At 69.8% G+C, this 19,997-nt stretch carries 19 protein-coding genes; 9 read left to right on the top strand and 10 right to left on the bottom strand.

Going from position 1 to position 19,997, the window contains the following annotated elements; translation table 11 throughout:
• Window positions 1-42: 42 nt before the first annotated feature.
• Window positions 43-438, bottom strand: a complete 396-nt coding sequence (locus AB6V29_RS05445) for a molybdopterin-binding protein (protein ID WP_267787843.1) — start codon at window positions 436-438, stop codon at window positions 43-45.
• 78 nt (window positions 439-516) lie between these two features.
• On the opposite strand from AB6V29_RS05445, the gene moaA reads away from it, so the two are divergent.
• Genes moaA through AB6V29_RS05420 form a run of 5 tightly spaced genes read left to right on the top strand, consistent with a single transcriptional unit; the run spans window position 517 to window position 4,415 of the window.
• Entirely contained in the window at window positions 517-1,668 is a 1,152-nt protein-coding gene (moaA, locus tag AB6V29_RS05440; protein WP_369357424.1) for a GTP 3',8-cyclase MoaA, read from the top strand.
• Window positions 1,665-2,447, top strand: coding sequence for a ThiF family adenylyltransferase (locus tag AB6V29_RS05435; protein WP_369357423.1), 783 nt, complete (start codon window positions 1,665-1,667; stop codon window positions 2,445-2,447). Before moaA ends, AB6V29_RS05435 begins: the two co-directional genes overlap by 4 nt.
• Window positions 2,448-2,461: 14 nt before the next feature.
• Window positions 2,462-3,685 carry a gephyrin-like molybdotransferase Glp gene (gene glp, locus AB6V29_RS05430; RefSeq protein WP_369357421.1) on the top strand — a complete coding sequence of 408 codons (1,224 nt, stop codon included), beginning with the start codon at window positions 2,462-2,464 and terminating at the stop codon, window positions 3,683-3,685.
• Window positions 3,682-4,182 (top strand): cyclic pyranopterin monophosphate synthase MoaC, encoded by a 501-nt coding sequence (gene moaC / locus AB6V29_RS05425; protein ID WP_369357419.1) that lies wholly within the window; start codon window positions 3,682-3,684, stop codon window positions 4,180-4,182. The genes glp and moaC overlap by 4 nt, the downstream gene beginning before the upstream one ends.
• Window positions 4,179-4,415, top strand: coding sequence for a MoaD/ThiS family protein (locus AB6V29_RS05420; protein WP_369357417.1), 237 nt, complete (start codon window positions 4,179-4,181; stop codon window positions 4,413-4,415). The genes moaC and AB6V29_RS05420 overlap by 4 nt, the downstream gene beginning before the upstream one ends.
• Window positions 4,416-4,547: 132 nt before the next feature.
• Here AB6V29_RS05420 and AB6V29_RS05415 read toward each other — a convergent pair whose 3' ends face one another.
• Genes AB6V29_RS05415 through AB6V29_RS05405 form a run of 3 tightly spaced genes read right to left on the bottom strand, consistent with a single transcriptional unit; the run spans window position 4,548 to window position 7,133 of the window.
• On the bottom strand, window positions 4,548-4,976 hold the full coding sequence (locus AB6V29_RS05415) for a molybdenum cofactor biosynthesis protein MoaE (RefSeq protein ID WP_369357415.1): 429 nt from the start codon (window positions 4,974-4,976) through the stop codon (window positions 4,548-4,550).
• Window positions 4,973-5,455 (bottom strand): molybdenum cofactor biosynthesis protein B, encoded by a 483-nt coding sequence (locus AB6V29_RS05410; RefSeq protein ID WP_369357413.1) that lies wholly within the window; start codon window positions 5,453-5,455, stop codon window positions 4,973-4,975. The genes AB6V29_RS05415 and AB6V29_RS05410 overlap by 4 nt, the downstream gene beginning before the upstream one ends.
• Window positions 5,456-5,465: 10 nt before the next feature.
• Window positions 5,466-7,133 (bottom strand): SDR family oxidoreductase, encoded by a 1,668-nt coding sequence (locus AB6V29_RS05405; protein ID WP_307312957.1) that lies wholly within the window; start codon window positions 7,131-7,133, stop codon window positions 5,466-5,468.
• A 132-nt stretch (window positions 7,134-7,265) separates the two neighbouring features.
• Here AB6V29_RS05405 and AB6V29_RS05400 point away from each other — a divergent pair, with 132 nt between their 5' ends.
• The gene (locus AB6V29_RS05400) at window positions 7,266-8,747 is read left to right on the top strand and encodes an MFS transporter (protein ID WP_210073375.1); all 1,482 of its coding nucleotides are present in this window, start codon (window positions 7,266-7,268) and stop codon (window positions 8,745-8,747) included.
• A gap of 71 nt (window positions 8,748-8,818) precedes the next feature.
• On the opposite strand, the gene AB6V29_RS05395 is transcribed toward AB6V29_RS05400, so the two are convergent.
• The 3 genes from AB6V29_RS05395 to AB6V29_RS05385 all read right to left on the bottom strand — a co-directional run bounded on the left by AB6V29_RS05395 (window position 8,819) and on the right by AB6V29_RS05385 (window position 12,933).
• Entirely contained in the window at window positions 8,819-10,777 is a 1,959-nt protein-coding gene (locus tag AB6V29_RS05395) for a helicase HerA-like domain-containing protein (protein WP_369357410.1), read from the bottom strand.
• Between the two features lie 10 nt (window positions 10,778-10,787).
• Window positions 10,788-11,486: a phosphatase PAP2 family protein gene (locus tag AB6V29_RS05390; protein WP_369357409.1), complete on the bottom strand. Its 699-nt coding sequence runs from the start codon at window positions 11,484-11,486 to the stop codon at window positions 10,788-10,790.
• Between the two features lie 109 nt (window positions 11,487-11,595).
• On the bottom strand, window positions 11,596-12,933 hold the full coding sequence (locus AB6V29_RS05385) for a multidrug effflux MFS transporter (RefSeq protein ID WP_210073369.1): 1,338 nt from the start codon (window positions 12,931-12,933) through the stop codon (window positions 11,596-11,598).
• A 232-nt stretch (window positions 12,934-13,165) separates the two neighbouring features.
• On the opposite strand from AB6V29_RS05385, the gene AB6V29_RS05380 reads away from it, so the two are divergent.
• Together AB6V29_RS05380 and AB6V29_RS05375 are read left to right on the top strand one after the other, a co-directional pair.
• A complete protein-coding gene (locus tag AB6V29_RS05380) occupies window positions 13,166-13,873 on the top strand; it encodes a DUF3105 domain-containing protein (RefSeq protein ID WP_307312963.1) in 708 nt (235 codons plus the stop codon).
• Window positions 13,873-14,544 carry a DUF305 domain-containing protein gene (locus tag AB6V29_RS05375; protein WP_307312964.1) on the top strand — a complete coding sequence of 224 codons (672 nt, stop codon included), beginning with the start codon at window positions 13,873-13,875 and terminating at the stop codon, window positions 14,542-14,544. The genes AB6V29_RS05380 and AB6V29_RS05375 overlap by 1 nt, the downstream gene beginning before the upstream one ends.
• Before the next feature lie 398 nt (window positions 14,545-14,942).
• Here AB6V29_RS05375 and AB6V29_RS05370 read toward each other — a convergent pair whose 3' ends face one another.
• The 3 genes from AB6V29_RS05370 to AB6V29_RS05360 all read right to left on the bottom strand — a co-directional run bounded on the left by AB6V29_RS05370 (window position 14,943) and on the right by AB6V29_RS05360 (window position 18,725).
• Window positions 14,943-15,920, bottom strand: a complete 978-nt coding sequence (locus AB6V29_RS05370) for a carbohydrate ABC transporter permease (RefSeq protein WP_210073363.1) — start codon at window positions 15,918-15,920, stop codon at window positions 14,943-14,945.
• Entirely contained in the window at window positions 15,917-17,269 is a 1,353-nt protein-coding gene (locus AB6V29_RS05365; RefSeq protein WP_307312966.1) for a carbohydrate ABC transporter permease, read from the bottom strand. Before AB6V29_RS05365 ends, AB6V29_RS05370 begins: the two co-directional genes overlap by 4 nt.
• 130 nt (window positions 17,270-17,399) lie before the next feature.
• Window positions 17,400-18,725 carry an ABC transporter substrate-binding protein gene (locus AB6V29_RS05360; protein ID WP_210073361.1) on the bottom strand — a complete coding sequence of 442 codons (1,326 nt, stop codon included), beginning with the start codon at window positions 18,723-18,725 and terminating at the stop codon, window positions 17,400-17,402.
• A gap of 237 nt (window positions 18,726-18,962) precedes the next feature.
• On the opposite strand from AB6V29_RS05360, the gene AB6V29_RS05355 reads away from it, so the two are divergent.
• Window positions 18,963-19,976, top strand: a complete 1,014-nt coding sequence (locus AB6V29_RS05355; RefSeq protein ID WP_267787864.1) for a LacI family DNA-binding transcriptional regulator — start codon at window positions 18,963-18,965, stop codon at window positions 19,974-19,976.
• Window positions 19,977-19,997: the final 21 nt, after the last annotated feature.

Genomic DNA, 19,997 nt, shown 5'->3' with positions numbered 1-19,997 from the left:
ACCCCCGGATCTCCGGAGTTCGGCCCGCGGAGTCCGCCGACCTCAACCGCGCGGCGCCTCGACCGTGACGACCGTCGCCTTCACCGACGCGACCGCCAGGGAGCCGGGCTCGAGCGCGAGGTCCTCGGCCGCCTCGGCCGACATGAGCGACACGACCCGGTGCGGCCCGCACTGCAGGTCGACCTGCGCCATCACCCCGTCGATGCGCACACGCGTGACGATCCCGACGAAGCGGTTGCGTGCGCTCGAGGCGATACCCGTCGGGTCGTCGGGCTCGTCGGCGAGCGCCACGGCCCGCTCCGCGAGGGCTGCTCCGGGGATCTCGGTCGGCGAGGTCCCGGTCGTCGGCAGCACCCCTTGATCGATCCACCGGCGCACGGTGTCGTCGCTGACTCCGAGAAGACGCGCAGCCTGCGCGATGCGATAGGTGTTCGGCATCCCCCGACCGTACCCCCGCGGTCCTGCCCCGGAGGCGCCACCGCCCCACCCCCGTCTGCGCTGACCTAGGCTCGACCCATGGAAGCTGCGCACGACGTCGCCGCCCCGGGACCGGTCGCGGTACCCCTCGGCGCCACGGTTCTGCGCGACACCGGCGCCCCGAGCACTCTCGGCGCGATCCGCGAGAGCGGGGCCGCAGCTCCCCGCGAGGGCGGCCTGCTCGACCGGTTTGGTCGCGTCGCGACAGACCTGCGCGTCTCGGTCATCGACAAGTGCAACCTCCGCTGCACGTACTGCATGCCGGCCGACGGGATGCCGTGGCTCCCGCAGGCGCAGCTGATGAGCACCGACGAGATCCGCCGCATCGTCCGCGTGGCGGTGCAGTCGCTGGGCGCCGAAGAACTGCGCCTCACCGGGGGCGAGCCCCTCGTGCGCAAAGACCTCGAGTTCATCATCGCCGGCATCCGTGAGGACAACCCCGACCTCCCCATCTCGATGACCACCAACGCCGTCGGCCTCGACCGTCGAGCCCAGGCGCTGAAAGACGCGGGACTGACCCGCGTGAACGTCTCGCTCGACACACTGCACCCCGAGACCTTCGCCGAGCTCACCCGTCGCCCGCACCTCGACAAGGTGCTCGCGGGTCTGCAGGCCGCCCGCACGGCGGGTCTGGGGCCCATCAAGATCAACGCGGTGCTGCTGCGCGGCATCAACGACACCGAGATCGTTCCGCTGGTCGACTGGGCCGTGTCGAACGGCTTCGAGATGCGCTTCATCGAAGACATGCCCCTCGACGGGGACCGCTCGTGGACGGCGACGAACGTCATCTCGGCGCACGACATCCGCACCGAGATCGAGACGGCGTTCTCGCTCGCCCCCGATCCCCGCGGGCGGGGCGCGGCCCCCGCCGAGCGGTGGGAGGTGCGCCGCCCCGGCGAGACCGCGGTGGCCGGTCACGTCGGCATCATCTCCTCGGTCACCGAGCCGTTCTGTTCGGCGTGCACGCGCACCCGCGTGACCGCCGACGGCAAGGTGCGCTCGTGCCTGTTCTCGCACGAAGAGACCGATCTGCTCTCGACCCTGCGGTCGGGTGCCGACGACGAGGGGATCGCGCAGGTCTGGCGGGATGCCATGTGGGCCAAGCCCCGCGCCCACGGCTCCGACCGCGTCGGATTGGCGCGTGCCGACTTCGTCCAGCCCGAGCGCACGATGAGCGCGATCGGCGGATGAGACCGCTCGTCGAGCCGGTGGCCTCGCTCGCCCCCGAAGAACTCATCCGGACCGCCCGTCACGCCGTGCTCGCCGGCATCGGCGAAGAGGGCCAGCGCCGTCTCGCCTCGGCCCGCATCGCGGTGGTCGGAGCCGGGGGTCTCGGCTCGCCCGTGCTGCTCGCCCTCGCCGCCGCGGGGGTCGGAGAGCTCGTCGTGATCGACGACGACACCGTCGAGCGCACGAACCTGCAACGCCAGCTGATGCACCGCGTCGACGACATCGGCACCGCCAAGACCGCCTCCGCGACGCGCGCCGTGCACGATCTCTCTCCTCTCACCCTCGTCCACGAGAGACACGTGCGACTCACCGCCGACAATGCACGCGAACTCTTCGCGGGCGCCCACCTCGTGATCGATGGGAGCGACACCTTCGACACCCGCGAGGCCGTCGCCGCCGCGACCGAAGAGCTCGGCATCCCCCTCGTCTGGGGAGCCGTGCAGGAGTGGGCGGCGCAGCTCACGGTGTTCTGGTCGGCCCCGCCCGAGGGCTACGCCCCGGTCGTCCTGGGCGATCTGTTCCCCGCGGGCTCCGCCGGCGAGCCCCCGACGTGCGCGCAGGTGGGTGTGCTGGGGTCGCTGTGCGTGCAGGTCGGCGGCATGCTCGCCACCGAGGCGATCAAACTCGTCACCGGCGCCGGCGACCCCCTGCTCGGCCGGCTCGTCGTGATCGACGCCCTGCGCGCCCGGCACGACGTGATCCCGCTCGTCCCGGCGGCACGCCCTGCCGTCTCACCCTGACCCCGGAGGCCCCGATGACCCCGCTGCTCACCGTCGAGAAGCACCGCGCCCGCGTGCTCGCCGCCGTCTCGGCCCTGCCCGCCGAGACCGTCGTCCTCTCCGACGCGAGCGGTCGCACGCTCGCCGAGCCCGTGCGCGCCGCGCACGACCTCCCCGGTTTCGACAACTCGTCGATGGACGGCTTCGCGGTGCGCCTCGCCGACGTCGAGGGGGCGGATGCCGGCACCCCGGCGTCCCTGCGCGTGGTCGCCGATCTGCCGGCCGGTTCTTCGGCCGACCCGTCCTTCGGCCCGGGCGAGGCGGTGCGCATCATGACGGGCGCGCCCATTCCCGCCGCGGCCGACGCGGTCGTCCCTTTCGAGGACACCGCGGGTGGTCTCGAAGACTCGCTCGGTGTCGTCGAGGTGCTCCACGCCCCCGCCGCCGCGGGGGCGTTCATCCGACGTCGGGGCGGGGACACCCGTGCCGGCGACGTCGTCCTCGCGGCCGGCGAGCGACTGGGGGCCTGGGCCCTGTCCGCTGCCGCCGCGGCCGGCGTGGCCGAGCTCGTCGTGCGCCGCCGCCCGCGCGTGGCGGTCGTCTCCACCGGCAGCGAGCTGGTCGCCCCCGGCACCGTGCCGGGGCGCGGGCAGACCCCCGACTCGAATTCGACCCTTCTGGCGGCTCTCATCGCGGACGCCGACGCCGAGGTGACGGTCATCGCCTCGCTTCGAGACGAAGCCGGCGCGATCCACGCCCTCCTCGAGCAGGCCCACGACGCCGACGTCGTCGTCTTCACGGGCGGTGTGAGCGCGGGGGCCTACGAACCGGTACGTCAGGCCCTCTCCGACCGCATCTCCTTCGACAAGATCGCCATGCAGCCCGGCAAGCCGCAGGCCTTCGGGGTCCTCGACGACGGCCGCCTCGTCTTCGGTCTCCCCGGCAACCCCGTGAGTGTCGCGGTGTCGTTCGAGGTGTTCGTGCGCCCCGCGCTGCTGGCACTGCAGGGGCGCACGGTCATCGATCGACGCCTGGCCCGACTCACGGCATCCGAGAGCTGGACGACGCCCCCCGGACGCCGCCAGTACCTCCCCGCGGCGATCGACCTCGTCGCCGGCACCGTTCACCCCGCGACCGCCGGCGGCTCGGGTTCACACCTGGCCGCGTCCCTCGCGCGCGCCGAGGCCTTCGCGATCGTTCCCGCCGAGGTGTCCACCGTGTCGGTGGGCGACCCGCTCGATGTCATGCTGATTCCATGACCTTCACCCATCTGGATGCCGCGGGCCACGCCCGCATGGTCGACGTCACGCTCAAGCAGCCCACCGTCCGCACCGCGACCGCGCGCGGCTTCGTGCGCTGCGCGCCCGAGGTGGTCGCCGCCCTCCGCGACGGCACCGCCCCCAAGGGCGATGTGCTGGCCGTGGCGCGGATCGCCGGCATCCAGGCCGCGAAGTCCACCCCCGCGCTCCTCCCCCTCGCGCACGTCATCGGCGTACACCGCGCCTCGGTCGACCTCGAGATCACCGACGAGGGCGTCGAGATCGAGGCGACCGTCGGCACCGCCGACCGCACCGGCGTCGAGATGGAGGCGCTGACGAGCGTCTCCGTCGCGGCTCTCGCGATCGTTGACATGGTGAAGGGCATGGACAAGGGCACCTTCATCGAGAACGTGCGCATCGTGTCGAAGACCGGCGGCAAGTCCGGCGACTGGCTGCGCCCGGGCGAAGACGCCGCCGCCGAGGGAGAACTCGCGTGAGCGTGCGCGTGCGCTACTTCGCCGCGGCGGCGGAGGCGGCGGGGACCGATGCCGAGGACCGCACCGAACCGACCCTCGCCGCTGTGCGCGCGGCCGTCGTCGCCGACCACCCCGCGCTCGGCGGCATCCTGGATCGCTGCGCCGTGCTCGTCGACGGCACGCGCCACGATGACGACGTCCCCCTCGACGGCGTCACGTACGTCGACGTGCTCCCGCCCTTCGCGGGCGGCTGAGCCCGGGGCGGCTGAGCCCGGGGCGCGCGCCGCCCACCGGATGCGGATCCGTGCATGGGATCCGGGCGCACCCTCGCTGCGGTCTCCGGATGCGCCCCGATCATCCGAATCCGTTGCGGGCGTGAGAAGCCGTCAGCCCCCGAGGCCCTTCCACTCCGTTGTGCCGTCGGCCTCGACCTGACGCTTCCACACGGGCAGGTCGGTCTTGATGGTCTCGATCACGGCGCGGCAGACCTCGAACGCCTCGGCGCGGTGACCGGATGCCACGGCGATCACGACCGCGGCCTCTCCGACGCCCAAACGGCCGACGCGGTGGCTGACGGCGACGATCGCATCGGTTCCCGCCGCGGCGGTCTCGGCGATGCGGTGCAGGGTCTGCTCGGCGTCAGGGTGCGCGCTGTATTCGAGCGCCACGACCGCGCCCGAGGCGTCGGGGTCGATGTCGCGCACGCGTCCGACGAAGGTCGTCACGGCCCCCGACGACGACTCCTCGACGGCGTCCAGGTGGTCGTCGAGGTCGAGCGGGGTCTCGGACAAGCGGGCGATGCGGACAGCGCTCATGCGTGGTCTCCTCCGGAGAGCTGGTCGAGGATGTGCGGGGCCAGCTGTGCGACGACGGCGATCCCGGATGCCACGGCCCTCGTCGACCCGGGAAGGTTGACGACGAGCGTGCCGGGGTCGACGATCCCCGCGAGCCCTCGAGAGATCACCGCCATGGGGGTGTCGGCGAGGCCTCGACGCCGCAGCTCCTCGGCGATGCCGGGCAGCTCGCGGTCGAGGACGCGAGCGGTGCCCTCGGGTGTGCGGTCGGTGGGGGCGATCCCGGTGCCTCCGGTGGTGACGACGAGCCCCGCGCCGTCTGCGACGAGGTCGCGCAGCGCCCGCTCGACGCTATCGGCACCGTCGGGCACGACCACCGGGTCGGCGCAGACGAAGCCCGCCTCGCGCAACAGCGAGACGGCGAGCGGACCCCCGCGGTCCTCTCTCAGGCCCGCGGCCGAGCGATCGGAGACGGTCAGGACGCGGGCGACATGGGGCACGCCGATCAGCCTAGGCGCTGCGGCCGCCGGGGCGGCGGGCTGTCGCCCGAGCCGAGGGGACGTCCTCGGACGAGGGCGCGGCGGTCGTCTCGACCTCGGCGATCTCGGGCGCGATACGGCCCGCCTTCGACTTCGGCTCGAGATCGTCGCGCTGCACGTGCTCGGCCGCGGCGGTGATGCGTCGGGCCATGCCGCTGAAGATCAGTCCGTGGAAGGGCAGCACCGCGAGCCAGTACAGACGGCCGGCGAGGCCCGTGGGAAAGAACAGCGCCCGCTGGTCGAAGCGCGCCCCCTCGCCGTCGGGCGTCGCCCGCAGCTCGAGCCACGCCCCGCCCGGCACCTTCATCTCGGCGCGCAGGCGCAGCAGATGGCCGGGCTCGATCGCCTCGACGCGCCAGAAGTCGAGGGCGTCGCCCACCGTCACCACCGACCGGCTCCGACGACCGCGGGCCAGGCCCACCCCGCCGACAAGTCGGTCCATCCACCCGCGGATCGCCCAGAGCACCGGCGAGGAGTACCAGCCGTTCTCTCCGCCGATCCCCTCGATCACCGACCACAGCTGCGCCGAACTCGCCTTCGTGGTCATCGAGCGCACGTCGGTGTAGACCAATCGTCCCGACCACTCGGGGTCGCTCGGCAGGGGGTCGCTCGGGGCGCCCGAGACCTCGGAGTCCTGCCAGCTCGTCTCGATCGCGTCATCGTTCACGCGGCCCAGGGCCCGGCGCACGGCCTCGCGGTAGGGCAGCAGGCCGCCCTCGGGTCGCGGGACCAGATCGTCGATCGCGCGGTCCTTGACCACGCAGTCGTTCTGCAACGACTCCACGAGCGGCCGGGCGATGGCCCGGGGAATCGGGGTGACGAGGTTCACCCAGTGCGAGGCGAGGCGCGGGGTGAGCACCGGCAGCGGGGCGATCGCGCGCTGCGGCAGCCCGGCCTCCATCGCGTAGCCGTTCATCATCTGCCCGTAGCGCAGCACGTCGGGCCCGCCGATGTCGACGGCGCGGTTGACGTTCGGGGCCACACGCGCCGCCCCCAGCAGGTAGTGCAGCACGTCGCGCACGGCGATCGGCTGGATGTGGTTGCGCACCCATTTGGGCGCGGGCATGTACGGCAGCACATCGGTGAGGTGGCGAACCATCTCGAACGACGCCGAGCCCGAGCCGATCACGACCCCGGCTTGCAAGACCAGGGTGGGCACGCCGCTGTGCAGCAGGATCTCGCCCACTTCCACACGCGAGCGCAGGTGCGCCGACAGGGTGGCGTCGTCGGGGTGCAGGCCGCCGAGGTAGACGATGCGCGAGACGGATGCCGCCGAGGCGGCGTCGGCGACGGTCTGGGCCGCCACGCGATCGGTCGCTTCGAAATCCCGGCCGCTGCCCATCGAGTGGATCAGGTAGTAGAGCACGTCGACGCCCTCGACCGCGGCGCGGACGGCATCGGCGTCGGTCGCGTCGCCGGTGGCGGTCTCGACGTCGTCACCCCACGGGAAGGCCTCGACCCGGCGCGCATCGCGCGCGAGGACGCGCACCCGGTAGCCGGCCGACAGCAGCCGCGGCACGAGCCTTCCCCCCAGGTAACCGGTTGCTCCGAGCACCAGCGCGCGCGGCGCCGATCCGTCGGGGCGGGGCTGGGCGATGAGCGCCGGTTCGCGACCGGTGGGGGCGGAGAGCTCGGGCATGCCCGTCACGGTACGCCGGACCCCCGACATCCTCGGGGGCTTGACGTGGCAGCACTCCCGCCTGGCTATCACACCGCCCGCACGCACCGGCCGGACTGGAAACGAAGGACTGATGCGGGTAACGGTAGAAGGATGAACGAGAAACCCCCCTCGACATCGGAAGCCCCCCGGCTCGAGGTCGACGACGTCATCGTCGTCGACAAGAAGCGCGTGCGCACCGCCATCGGCGGCACCGTCGTCGGCAACTTCATGGAGTGGTTCGACTTCGGCATCTACGGATACCTCGCCGTGACGCTCACCGCCGTCTTCGCCTCCGATCTGCCCGACCCGTGGGGTCTGCTGGTCACCCTCCTCGGATTCGCCATCTCCTTCCTCGTCCGCCCCTTCGGCGGCTTCGTCCTCGGCCCGCTCGGCGACCGCATCGGCCGACAGAAGGTGCTCTTCCTCACGATGGCGATGATGGCCACGGCCACCGCCCTCATCGGCATCCTGCCGACCTCCGCTCAGATCGGACTCTGGGCCATCGTCCCGCTGTACCTGCTGAAGATGGTCCAGGGCTTCTCCACCGGCGGCGAGTACGCCGGTGCGACCACCTATGTGTCGGAGTTCTCCCCCGACAAGCGCCGCGGCTTCTGGTCGTCGTGGCTCGACGTGGGCTCCTACGTCGGCTTCGCCGCGGGCGCCGGCGCCGTGGCCATCACCACGGCGGTCGTCACGAGCGTCTCGGGCCCCGACGCGATGACCGAGTACGGCTGGCGCATCCCGTTCCTTCTCGCGGTGCCCCTCGGTATCGTCGCGATCTGGTTCCGGCTCAAGATCCCCGAGACCCCCTCGTTCGAGCAGACGCACGCGGCCGAGGCCCAGAACGAGATCGACAAGGACGACCCGATGTCGCGACAGGGTCTCACCGGCATCGTGCGCCATCACTGGAAGCCGCTGCTCATCGCGATAGCCCTGGTCGCCGCGACCAACACCGCCGGTTACGCGCTCACCAGCTACATGCCGGTGTACCTCGAGAAAGAGGTCGGCATCTCGAACGTCGGGTCGGCGGTCGCCACCGTCCCCGTCCTGCTGTTGATGTCCGCCATGCTCCCGATCTTCGGACGACTGAGCGACAAGGTCGGCCGCAAGCCCATCTACGTCCTGGCGGCCGGCTCCGCTCTCGTGCTGCTCGTGCCGGCCTTCCTCATCATGCAGATCGGCGAGCTGTGGGCCGTGATGATCGCCCTCGTCCTCGCGGCGGTACCCGTGGCGTTCTACGCGAGCATCGCGGCATCCACTCTTCCCGCGCTCTTTCCCACCGCCTCGCGCTTCGGGGCGATGGCGATCGCCTACAACGTGTCGGTCTCGCTGTTCGGCGGCACGACCCCGCTGTTCAGCCAGGCGCTGATCGACTGGACGGGCAACACCCTCATGCCGGCGTTCTACATCATGTTCTTCGCCGCCATGGGTCTGGTCGCCCTCATCGCGATGCCCGAGACGGCCAAGCGGCCGCTGCTCGGCTCGGTCCCCACGGTCGAGACTCCCGGCGAGGCGAAGGCCCTGGTGGCGCGCCAGGACGACGACCCGCTCATCGACACGTCCACCATGCCGCTCGAGCTGCACCGCCCCTAAGCCGCGACCACGACGACGGGATCGGATGCCGGGTGACCGGCATCCGATCCCGTCTCGTCGTCGATGGGGAGCTAGCGGCGCCGCCCGTTGCCGAACAGTCCGCGAATGACCCCGTTGACGATGCTCTTGGTCGCCCCGCGCCCGAGCAGGCCGTCCAGTCCGGCGGTCGGTGTGGCGGTGCGAGAGCGCGGAGCCGCGGTGCTCTTGAGGATCCGCTCGTACTCGCGCTGCGCCTTCTTCTGCGCTTCGGCGTTGGCCTTGTCGATCGCCGCTTTCTGCTTGGCGTACTCGGCGGCGTCCGCGGCCTCTTTCTTCGCCCGCTCCGCCGCGTCCTTCGCCTCGGTCGCCGCCTGCATGCGCGCACCGAGGATCTCGCGTGCCGACTCGCGATCGATCGGCGTTCCGTAGGCGGAGAAGAGGGGGGATGCCGACACCGCCGACGCCATCGCCTCGGCGGGGAGGGGCGACATCGACGCACGCGGCGCGAAGATCCGCGTCCACGCGACCGGGGTGGGCGCCCCGCGTTCGCTCATCACGGTGATGATCGCCTCGCCCGTCCCGAGCTCCTGGAGGACCCGCTCGAGGTCGTAACCCGAGTCGGGGTAGGTGCGCACAGAGGCTCGCAGGGCCGTGGCGTCGTCGGGGGTGAAAGCACGCAGAGCGTGCTGCACCCGCGAGCCGAGCTGCGCGAGCACGTCGCCGGGAACGTCCTTCGGCGTCTGAGTGACGAAGAAGACGCCGACGCCCTTCGAGCGGATCAGCCGCACGGTCTGGGTGATCGCCTCGAGAAACGCCTTCGACGCGTCCCGGAACAGCAGGTGCGCCTCGTCGAAGAAGAACACGAGCTTGGGCTTGTCGAGATCGCCCACCTCGGGGAGGGCCTCGTACAGCTCCGCGAGCAGGTACATGAGGAACGTCGAGTACAGCTGGGGCCGCGCCGCGACGTTGGGCACCTCGAGCAAGCTCACGATGCCCGCGCCCGCGGCATCCGTCCTCAAGAACACCGAGACGTCGAGCTCGGGCTCACCGAAGAAGGTGTCGGCGCCGACGGCGGCGAAAGCCACCAGCTCCCGGAGGATGACGCCCGCCGTCGCCGCCGAGAGCCCGCCGATGCCCTTCAGCTCCGGCTTGCCCTCTTCGCTCGTGAGGTAGGTCAGCACCGTGCGCAGGTCGGACAGGTCGACGAGCGCCAGTCCCTTCTCGTCGGCGTAGTGGAAGACGAGGCCGAGGCTCGACTCCTGGGTCGGGTTGAGACCGAGCACACGGCTCAGCAGCAGGGGGCCGAAACCCGACACCGTCGCTCGCACCGGAATGCCCGACCCCACGTCGTCGCCGAGGGCGAAGAACTCCGTCGGGAACGATCGCGCCGACCAGTCCTGGCCGAGAGCGGCGGTGCGCGCGAGGAGCTTCTCGCTCGAGACGCCCTCGGCGGCCAACCCCGACAGATCGCCCTTGATGTCGGCGGCGAACACCGGCACGCCGTTCTCGGACAGCTGCTCCGCGAGCAGCTGCAGCGTGCGTGTCTTACCCGTTCCCGTCGCGCCGGCCACGAGACCGTGGCGGTTCGTCATCGCGAGGGGAATACGTACGGGTACGGATTCCACCGGCCCGCCGTTCACGAGCACGCCCAGGTCGAGGGTTGCGCCGGTGGCGGCGTATCCGGCGGCGATCTCGGCGATCTGCGCGGCGGAGAGGGGGCCGTCGACGGACGAGATGGGAGTCGAGGCCGGGGCCGGGGCCGGGGCCGCGTCGGGGGGCGTCGACGCCGCGGCGTGGTCGGTCGACGCGGGGGTCGTCGCCGACCGCTCCTCCGGCGGCACGACCGGCGCGGGGCCGGGCGCTGCCGCACCCGCCGCACGAGCACGCGCCGCCGCAGCGGCCGCCTCAGCAGCAGCGAGGTCGGCGCGAGCGCGCGCCAGCCGGAGCTCGGCTTCGGCCGCGTCGGCCTCGGCGCGCAGACGCGCGACCTCGGCATCGGCCGCTGATGAATCTTCGACGGAAACGGAGGGCGCGTCGCCGGGCTCGCTCATGCGCGACAGCCTACGACTGGGCCGATGCTCTGGCATCCGCTTCGCGTGTCTTGCGAATCGCCAGTCGGTCTTCGTCGCGGGCGCGCAGACGCGAGAACGCCGCCGCCAGGACGAGGGCGGCACCGGCGCCGATGAGCGCTCCACCCGCGGTGTCCGAGAGCCAGTGCGCGTGCAGGTACGTGCGACTGAACGCCATCAGCACCACCCACGCCACCCCCACGATCCGTACCCAGAACGCGGGAAAGAGCACGGCGGCGACCACCGCGATGGTCGCCGCGTTGGCCGTGTGCCCCGAGGGGAACGATCCGTAATCGCTGATGATGAGGATGTCTTCCGGTCGCGCGCGGCCGAACGTGTGCTTGACGACCTGCACGAGCAGAGCGCTGCCCACCGAGGCGGTCAGGAAGTACAGCGCCGACCATCGCCTACGCGAGAGGAAGAGTGCCAGAGCACCCAGGACCGGCACGATCACGACGGCGGTGAGATGACCCCCGACCGTGTCCATCACGATCGAGAAGATCAGCAGCGGCTGGGACGGCGACGACGCGAAGAGCTGGTTCCACCACACGTCGAGCGCGAACGGACTCGGCCCGCGGAAGAACACCCATGCGCCGAGCGCGCACGCGAGGGCGATGCACACCACGCCCACCGTCGCACGGAATCGCTGCGGGCGCGTGTCCAGCACATCGTCGATCGCGGAGGCATCCATCGCCTCATGATGCCGCCTCGGCGGCGACGGGGGAATGGGTCGGTCCCGGGAGCGAACCCCCGGGACCGACCTGGTAATGTGCGCGCCGCCGACCGGCTGGCGAGGCTGGTCAGGGCGCGAGGCGCTCCACCGTGCGCGGACGCACGAGCAGCCACAGCGACAGCACGCCGATGACCGCGCAGCCGAGCATGACCGAGGCCATGGTCGTCGCGGTGATTCCCGAACCGGTGGCGAGCAGACCGACCAGCGGCGAGATGATCCCGGCCACGCCGAAGTTCGCCGCACCGATGATCGACTGCGCGGTTCCCGCGGCCTTGCCGTGGCGGTCGAGGGCGAGCACCTGGGCGCACGGGAACGTGAATCCGCACGCGGTCATGAAGAAGAACAGCGGCACGATCGTGCCCCACAGTCCGAGGCCCAGCTGGTCGGTCAGCACGATGGCACCGCCCGCGAGCACGAGCACCGCTGTCGAGACGGCCAGCACCCACTGCGGCCCGAACCGGGCGGCGAGGCGCGAGGCCACCTGCACGCCGACGACGACGCCGATGGAGTTCGCGGCGAACAGCACGCCGTAGCCCTGCGCGCTGAACTGGTAGGTCACCTGGAAGAGGAACGAGGATGCCGACAGGTACGAGAACAGCCCGCTGAAGGTCATCGCACCGATGATGAGCACCCCGATGAAGACGCGGTCGCGGAACACGCTCGCGTAGCGCTGCCAGACGGTCGTGGCACCGGGTCCGCCGCGGCGAGCCGGCGGAAGGGTCTCGGGTACGAACAGGATCGCCGAGACGAGCATGACGGCGCCGTAGACGGCGAGGACGACGAAGATGCCGCGCCAGTTCATCACCAGCAGCAGAGCGGAGCCGGCGAGGGGCGCCAGCACGGGCGCGACGCCCGAGACCATGGCCATGCGCGAGAGCATCACGACGAGCCGGCGACCGCCGAACAGGTCGCGGATGATGGCCGCGGCCACGACACCGCCTGCGGCGGCACCCGCACCCATGAGCACGCGCGCGATCGAGAGGGTCTCGAGCGTCGGCGCCGAGGCGGCGAAGATACTCGCGGCCACATGCAGAGCGGTGACCGAGAGCAGGGGAAGGCGACGGCCGACCTTGTCGCTGAGCGGGCCCACGATGAGCTGGCCCAGCGCGAAGCCGATCATGGTGCCGGTGAGCGTGAGCTGGATCGCCGCCGCGGTCGTCTGGAAGTCGGCCTCAAGCACGGGGAACGCCGGCAGGTAGAGGTCGATCGTGAACGGGCCGAGGGCTGTGAGCGCGCCGAGCACCAGGATGTACAGCAGGCGGCGGGAGGCGGGGATGGCGTCGCCCGGGTGGAGCACGATCGGGGCGGTGGCGGGGTTCTTGCCGATCGCGCGGATGGCGCCGGTGTTCGTCTGCGGCGAGCGGGGCGACGAGGGGATGACGGGGTGGGAGGCAGTATCGAGCACGCGTTTGATTTCGTTTCGCAACACGGACAGCCCGATGGAATCGGGCTGAGAAAAGAGGGGGGATCGTCGAACCTCGAATCGATTCGACATCGTCATACTACCGCGACCACCCGCACGCCACCATCCCGAGCTCGCGGGTTCCTCCCAGGCCATCGGCCCATTCACCCGCATAGGCTGGGGACGTCGGCGGCTGCCGATGTGTCCCGCCCCGAAGAGAGACAGAACACAGCGCATGACCTCCCCCTCCGACAAGCGAGCCAGCGGCAACCCCGCCAAGCAGGCCCAGATCGACCTCACCGTCAAGCAGCAGCGTGAGCAGAAGCGTCAAGAGAAGCTGGCCGAGTACCAGAAGCAGGTCGCGAAGCGTAAGCGCGGCAAGCTCGTGTGGTGGGTCGTGGGTTCCACGGCCGCCGTCGCGGTGATCGGCCTCGTCGTGGCATCCTTCGCCTTCGCCCCCGCTCCCCCCACCAGCTACCAGGCGGGCAACAGCACCGGCCGCGAGATCAGCGGTGTGCAGACGTTCGAGAACCGCTCCGATCACGTGCAAGGTGCCGTGACCTACGAGCAGAACCCGCCCGCCGGTGGCCCGCACAACCCGATCTGGCTCAACTGCGGCATCTACACCGAGCCGCAGCAGAACGAGAACGCAGTGCACTCGATGGAGCACGGCGCCGTGTGGATCACCTACGACCCGGAGCGTGTCGACCAGGCCGGCATCGACGCCCTCAAGGCCGTCATGCCCTCGAGCTACGCCCTTCTCTCGCCCTACCCCGGCATGGACACCCCGGTCGCGGTCAGCGCGTGGAACCACCAGTTGAAGCTCGATGACCCGACCGACCCGCGCATCGCGGAGTTCTTCACCGAGTTCTGGCGCAGCCAGAACGCCCCCGAGCCGAACGCCGCGTGCTCGGGAGGCGTCAACGGTCCGGGCAAGGCCTGATGACCGACGACGCCCCGGTCGCTCGCCCCACGGTCCGCTGGGTCGTCGTCGCCCTCGTCGCCGTCGCGGTGATCGCCGTCGCCTTCGCGGTCGGCCGCTTCACCGCGTTCGGCGCGACGGCAGCGCCCGCGCACCCGGGTGAGAACTCGGCCGAGGCCGGTTTCGCGCGCGACATGCAGGTGCACCACACGCAGGCCGTGCTCATGGCGATGGAGATCTACCGCAAGACCGACGACGACGAGCTGCGCACCCTCTCGTACGACATCGCCACCGCCCAGTCGGGTCAGCGCGGCGAGATGTACGGGTGGCTGGTGCAGTGGGGCCTGCCCCAGTCTTCGAGTCAGCCGCTGATGACGTGGATGGAGAAGTCGGGCGAACACAGCCACGGCGACACCGCCGCGCTCACGCAGGAGCAGTTGCTCGCCGAGATGGGCATGGCCACCGACGCCCAGCTCGATGAGCTGCGCAGCGACGAGGGGCGCCCGGCGGACTGTCTGTTCCTCGACCTGATGATCCGCCACCACGAGGGAGCGATCCCCATGGCGCAGGCCGTCATCGAGCTCGGCACCGATGCCCGCGTCAAGGAGGTCGCCGGTGCGATCGTGACAGGCCAGTCGGCCGAGCTCGACGCGATGCGCGACATCCAGTCGCGTCTCGCGTGCAGCGCCTGACCCCCGCGGCCCCTCGCCCACGGCCGTCCGCCGCGCGGCATCCGCTCCCCACCCCTCACGCATAAACGCGATCTGCACGCAGAAACGCGCTCTCCTCGCGTTTCCGCGTGTGGATCGCGTTTATGCGTAGGGAGTGCGGTCATCCGCCCCCGCGGTCGCCGTTCCCCCTCCGCGGTCGCGCGCCGGCCCGCCCGCCACGCCCCTCGCCCACGTCCGTCCGCCGCACGGCATCCGCTCCCCACCCCTCACGCAGAAACGCGATCCGCACGCACAAACGCGCGCTCCTCGCGTTTCCACGTGTGGATCGCGTTTATGCGTGGGTACCGGCGCGCGGGCCGGGGAACGACGAAGGGGCGCGACACCCCTCCGGATGCCGCGCCCCTTCGGTCGAGACGGGCTCAGCCCTTCGTGGCTCCGGCCAGCAGACCGCGCACGAAGAAGCGCTGCAGCAGGAAGAACACGATGAGTGGAACCAGGATCGAGATGAATGTTCCCGCGGACTGCAGGAACCACTGGTCGCCCCAGGTCCCCGACAACGAGTTCAACGATTGGGTCAGTGGCAACGAGGACGACGGTGCGAAGATCGTCGCCACGAGCAGGTCGTTCCACACCCAGATGAACTCGAGCACCGCGAACGAGGCGAGAGCGGGAGCGGCCAGCGGCAGGATCAGTCGGAAGAAGATCTGTCCGTGGCCGGCACCGTCCACGCGCGCCGCCTCGATGACCTCGGCGGGGATCTCGGCGATGAAGTTGTGCAGCAGGAAGATCGCCAGCGGCATCGCGAAGATCACGTGCGCGATCCACACGGTCGCGAAGCTGTGCTCCACACCGCGCAGGTCGAAACCCGGGAAGATCGTGACCTCGTTGATGGTCAGTCCGCGCGAGAACAGGCTGAGCAGCGGCACGAGGGCCATCTGCAGCGGCACGATCTGCAGCGCGAAGATGAAGATGAAGAAGAAGTTGCGTCCCTTGAAGTCGATCCACGCGAACGCATAGGCGATGAGCGAGGCGACGGCGAGGGCGAACAGCACCACCGGGATGGTGATCGCGAGCGAGTTGAGGAAGGACTGCGCCAACGTCAACGCGGTCCCGCCCGAGGTCAGCGCGAGGCGGTAGTTCTCCAGCGTGAACGACGGGTCGGTGAACACCGTCCACCACCCGGACGACTGGGTGTCGGAACCCGGTCGGAACGAGGTGATGAACAGACCGAACGTCGGAATCGTCCAGAAGAAGGCGATCACGATGGCCGCGATCGTGGCGCCCTTCGACGTCAGGCGCTTGCGCGCCATGGCCTCGTGCTTACGCGTGTCGCGAGCGACCTGGCGTGCGGAGCGTGTGTCGGTGGTGGGTTCGATCACCACGGTCGAGGTGGTCATCGCACTTCCCTCTGCTTCCGGATCTGGCGGACGTTGAAGATGATCAGCGGCAGCACGAAGATGAACAGCACCACGGCCAACGCCGCGGAGTGCCCGTAGCTCTGGAAACGCTGCTGCTGGTTGACCATCTCGAAGGCGAGCACCGTCGAGTCGTTTCGTCCGCCCGTCATGACGGCGACGATGTCGTAGATCTTCAGCGCGCCGATGGCGATCGTGGTGAGCACCACGATCAGCGAGGAGCGGATGCCGGGAACGGTGACGTTGATGAAACGCTCCCAGGCGCTGGCTCCGTCGAGTTCGGCCGCCTCGTTCTGCTCCGGCGGCACGGCCTTGATGGCAGCCGACAGGATGACCATCGCCAGCCCCGTCTGGCTCCAGATGAAGACGACGACGAGCAACAGCGTGTTGATCAACGGCGACGCCGCGAGCCACGAGACCGGTTGCCCGCCGAAGGCCGTGACCACCGCGTTCAGCACACCGATCTGGTCGCCCTGACGGAAGTCGTAGACGAACTTCCAGATGATGCCGGCGCCGACGAACGAGATCGCGAACGGCATGAAGATGAGCACCTTCAGGTACTTCTCCCCCGCCGCGCGGTCGATGAAGACGGCGTACGCCAGACCGATGGCCGTGGCGATGGTCGGGGCCAGGAGCACCCAGATGAGCGTGTTGATCACCGACCAGAACCCCTCGGGGTTCGTGAAGGTCCAGATGTAGTTCTCGAGACCGACGAAGTTGTCACCGGTCTTGTCGAAGAACGACTGGAAGAAGGTGGTGATGGCCGGGTAGACGAGGCCGATCAGCAGGAGGATCGATGCGGGGGCCGCGAAGAGGATCAGCTGGAAGAGGTATCCCGCACCCTGGCGTGAGCGGTAGTCGGCGTAGAACAGGACCGCGCCGAGCAGGATCGCGATACCGAGGACGTAGACGACGGCGTTCTGGTACGGGCGCAGCAGCATGAATGCCAGCACCGGGATGCCGAAGCACGCGATGAGCCGCAGCCAGAAGTAGCCCTTGCCGGAGCGCGGCGCGTACTCGATGAGGAGCAGCAGCAGTCCCACCACGGCACCGAAAGCGACGACGACGAGCGGGATCTGGACGAGGGGGCTGAGTCCGCCGAGCCAGATGAAGAAGCTGTTCAGGCTGAAGCCCAGGGTGGTCGGCTTGGTCTCGGCGGGTGCCCGCGTGACCATGAAGAGGAAGAGCGCCACCGCCAGGATGAGCCCTACGAGGACCACGAGCAGCGTGGTCCGATTGCGTGCGCCGGAGCCGCGCGTGCGACGCTCGGCTCGTCCGCCCGGCGGAGGTGACGCCGTCGGCGCCTTCTCCGCGTTCTTGATATCGGTCATGACGTCCCTCCCGAACACGCCTTCGTGCTCATCAATGAGTGCCCGTGTGGTGCGTGCGGGCGGAATAGAAGTATGGACCCCGGATGGGCCACCCGCGTGGCGGGCGGCCCATCGGTGGTGCGGTAGTGCGTTAGTTGTTGTAGCCGGTCTGGATGTCGCTCAGCACCTGGTCCGTCGGCGTACCGTCGATCCAGCTGACCATGCCCTTCCAGAACGAGCCCGAACCGACGGTGGCCGGCATGAGGTCCGACGCGTCGAAACGCAGCGTGGTGCTCGGGTCCTGCACGACCTTCATGGCCTCCTGCAGGAACTCGCTCGAAGCGAGCGAGGGGTCAGCGCCCTTGTTGGCCGAGATCACGCCGCCGAGCTTGACGCGGGCGTTGGCGAAGTCGGGCGTCGACATGAACTCGGCGACCTTCTGGACGTTCGCGTCGTCGGAGAAGGTGGTGACGAACTCGCCGCCGCCCTCGACCGCGAGGTTGCCCTCGGTCACGCCGGGGAGCAGGAACGCGTAGACGTCACCGTCGGGAGCGACCGTCGGCGTCTGGCCGGCGGCGTTCTTGACCGTGAGGAAGTTCGACGACAGGAACGAGGCCTGGTGCGTCATCGGGCAGCTGCCGTCGGCGACCTTGGCGGCCACGTCGGCGAAGGCGACCGAGTTGATGCTCTTGACGTCGCCGAAGCCGGCGTTGACGTACGACGGGTTCAGGAGGATCTTGCCGGTGGCCTCGAAGGCCTCCTTGATCGGGGCGTCGGTGAACTTGACCTCGTTCGCGACCCACTTGTCGTAGACGTCGGCGCCGGACTGGCGAAGGACCATGTCCTCGATCCAGTCGGTTCCGGGCCACCCCGACGCATCGCCCGAGGCGAAGCCTGCGCACCAGGGGGCTGCGCCCGTCTTCTGCTGGATCGTCGCCGTGAGGGTCATGAGCTCGTCGAGGGTCTTGGGGACCTCGACGCCCCACTCCTTGAACTTCGCCGGCGAGTACCAGACGTAGCCCTTGAGGTTGGCGAGCATCGGGGCGGCGTAGAAGGTGCCGTCCTCGCTGCCGTAGGACTTCCAGTCCTCGCCCCAGTACTGGTCGACGTTCGACGACACGGTGTCGGACGCCTTCTTCACGTCGCCCGTGCCGATGAGGGTCTTGAGCAGACCCGGCTGGGGAACGATAGCGATGTCGGGGGCGTCGCCACCGGTCACCTTGGTGACGATGTTCCCCTCGAAGCTCTTGTCGCCGGTGTAGACGACCTTGATGCCGGTGTCCTTGGTGAACTGGTCGAACGACTGGTTCAGCAGGTCGGCCTCGCTACCGGTGATGCCACCGGAGATGCGGACGGTCGTTTCTCCCGAAGCTCCGGAGCCGCCGCTGTCGCCCTCCGCGCATCCAGCGAGAGCGATCGCACCGACCGCCAACAGTCCGACGGGCGCAAGCAGCCGATACCGCTGTGACATACCCATGTGGTCTCTCCTCTTTGAGTGTCTTGGTGCACCGGGTCCCGTCGGGAACCGATTCCACGCAACCGTAGAGGCAATCCCGAAGACTTGCAACCAGCCTCAGGTCACGAACCGATAACTAGCGGAAAGACGCGGCTCTCGCCCGGCATATCGGGCCGGGACCGGTTCCACTTTGTGGGATTCTCGGATACTCTTTCCGACGTCGACACGGACGTCGACGCATCACGAGGAGATCAGGGCATGAGCGGAATCGCCGATGTGGCACGCCTGGCAGGCGTGTCCAAGTCGACGGCGAGCCGCGCTCTCACGGGCGGCGGCTACGTCTCCGACGGAACGCGCCAACGCGTCACCGACGCTGCGGCATCACTCGGCTATGTGCCCTCGACGAGCGCGGTGAGCCTCGCGACCGGGCGCACGCGCACGATTGCCCTGATCGTCCCGAAGGTCAACCGCTGGTACTTCGGCTCGATCGTCGAGGGCGTGGAACGCACCCTGATCCCCCTCGGCTACGACGTCACCCTGTACGTCGCCGAGCCGGGCTCGAACGACCGCGAGAGTCTGTACTCCACGTACCTCGCCCGAAAGCGCTTCGACGGCATCATCGCCGTCGCCCTCGAGCCCGACGACGCCGACCTCGAGCGCCTGGCGAACATCGGCAAGCCCGTGGTGAGCATCGGCAACGCTCTGAGCGGAGTGCCCACCCTCGGCCTCGACAACGTCGCCATCACGCGAATCATCACGCAGCACCTCATCGCGCTCGGTCACACCGATATCGCTTTCGTCGGCAGTACCCCTCGCAGCGACGCCCCCGCGAAAGACGTCGACGAACGCTCGATCGGGTACCGCAACGCGATGAACGACCACGGCCTCGCCGTGCGTATCCGAAGCGTCCCCTCCACCCTCACGATCACCGATGCCTACGCGGCCGCGGCGTCGTTCCTGGCCGATGCGGCATCGCGTCCGACGGGCGTCGTCGCCGCCTGCGACGAGGTCGCCATCGGCGTCATCATCGCCGCGCGCCGCATGGGCATCTCGGTGCCCACCGAGCTCAGCGTCGTCGGGATCGACGGTCACGACTACGCCGAGATGTTCTCGCTCACCACGATCGAGCAGTTCCCGCAGGCACAGGGCGTCGAAGCGACCCGCATGCTGCTCTCGATGATCGAGGGAACGGACGATCAACCCGCGTGGCGTACCGAGGCGGATACGCGCCTGGTCGTCCGCGCCTCGACCGCTCCCCCGCGCTCCACGTGAAAAGACGGGACCCCGGATGCC

Source organism: Microbacterium sp. 20-116 (assembly GCF_041079415.1).
GTDB lineage: Bacteria > Actinomycetota > Actinomycetes > Actinomycetales > Microbacteriaceae > Microbacterium.
Note: the sequence above shows the minus strand (reverse complement) of the source record. Positions and strands in the feature narration are given on the sequence as shown.

Coding starts and splice junctions, on each gene's coding strand:
- AB6V29_RS05360 (WP_210073361.1), bottom strand. CDS start 18,725: ATGGGTATGTCACAGCGGTATCGGCTGCTTGCGCCCGTCGGACTGTTG.
- AB6V29_RS05390 (WP_369357409.1), bottom strand. CDS start 11,486: ATGGATGCCTCCGCGATCGACGATGTGCTGGACACGCGCCCGCAGCGA.
- AB6V29_RS05395 (WP_369357410.1), bottom strand. CDS start 10,777: ATGAGCGAGCCCGGCGACGCGCCCTCCGTTTCCGTCGAAGATTCATCA.
- AB6V29_RS05375 (WP_307312964.1), top strand. CDS start 13,873: ATGACCGACGACGCCCCGGTCGCTCGCCCCACGGTCCGCTGGGTCGTC.
- AB6V29_RS05400 (WP_210073375.1), top strand. CDS start 7,266: ATGAACGAGAAACCCCCCTCGACATCGGAAGCCCCCCGGCTCGAGGTC.
- AB6V29_RS05415 (WP_369357415.1), bottom strand. CDS start 4,976: ATGAGCGCTGTCCGCATCGCCCGCTTGTCCGAGACCCCGCTCGACCTC.
- AB6V29_RS05380 (WP_307312963.1), top strand. CDS start 13,166: ATGACCTCCCCCTCCGACAAGCGAGCCAGCGGCAACCCCGCCAAGCAG.
- AB6V29_RS05355 (WP_267787864.1), top strand. CDS start 18,963: ATGAGCGGAATCGCCGATGTGGCACGCCTGGCAGGCGTGTCCAAGTCG.
- glp (WP_369357421.1), top strand. CDS start 2,462: ATGACCCCGCTGCTCACCGTCGAGAAGCACCGCGCCCGCGTGCTCGCC.
- AB6V29_RS05405 (WP_307312957.1), bottom strand. CDS start 7,133: ATGCCCGAGCTCTCCGCCCCCACCGGTCGCGAACCGGCGCTCATCGCC.
- AB6V29_RS05435 (WP_369357423.1), top strand. CDS start 1,665: ATGAGACCGCTCGTCGAGCCGGTGGCCTCGCTCGCCCCCGAAGAACTC.
- AB6V29_RS05365 (WP_307312966.1), bottom strand. CDS start 17,269: ATGACCGATATCAAGAACGCGGAGAAGGCGCCGACGGCGTCACCTCCG.
- AB6V29_RS05445 (WP_267787843.1), bottom strand. CDS start 438: ATGCCGAACACCTATCGCATCGCGCAGGCTGCGCGTCTTCTCGGAGTC.
- moaA (WP_369357424.1), top strand. CDS start 517: ATGGAAGCTGCGCACGACGTCGCCGCCCCGGGACCGGTCGCGGTACCC.
- AB6V29_RS05370 (WP_210073363.1), bottom strand. CDS start 15,920: ATGACCACCTCGACCGTGGTGATCGAACCCACCACCGACACACGCTCC.
- moaC (WP_369357419.1), top strand. CDS start 3,682: ATGACCTTCACCCATCTGGATGCCGCGGGCCACGCCCGCATGGTCGAC.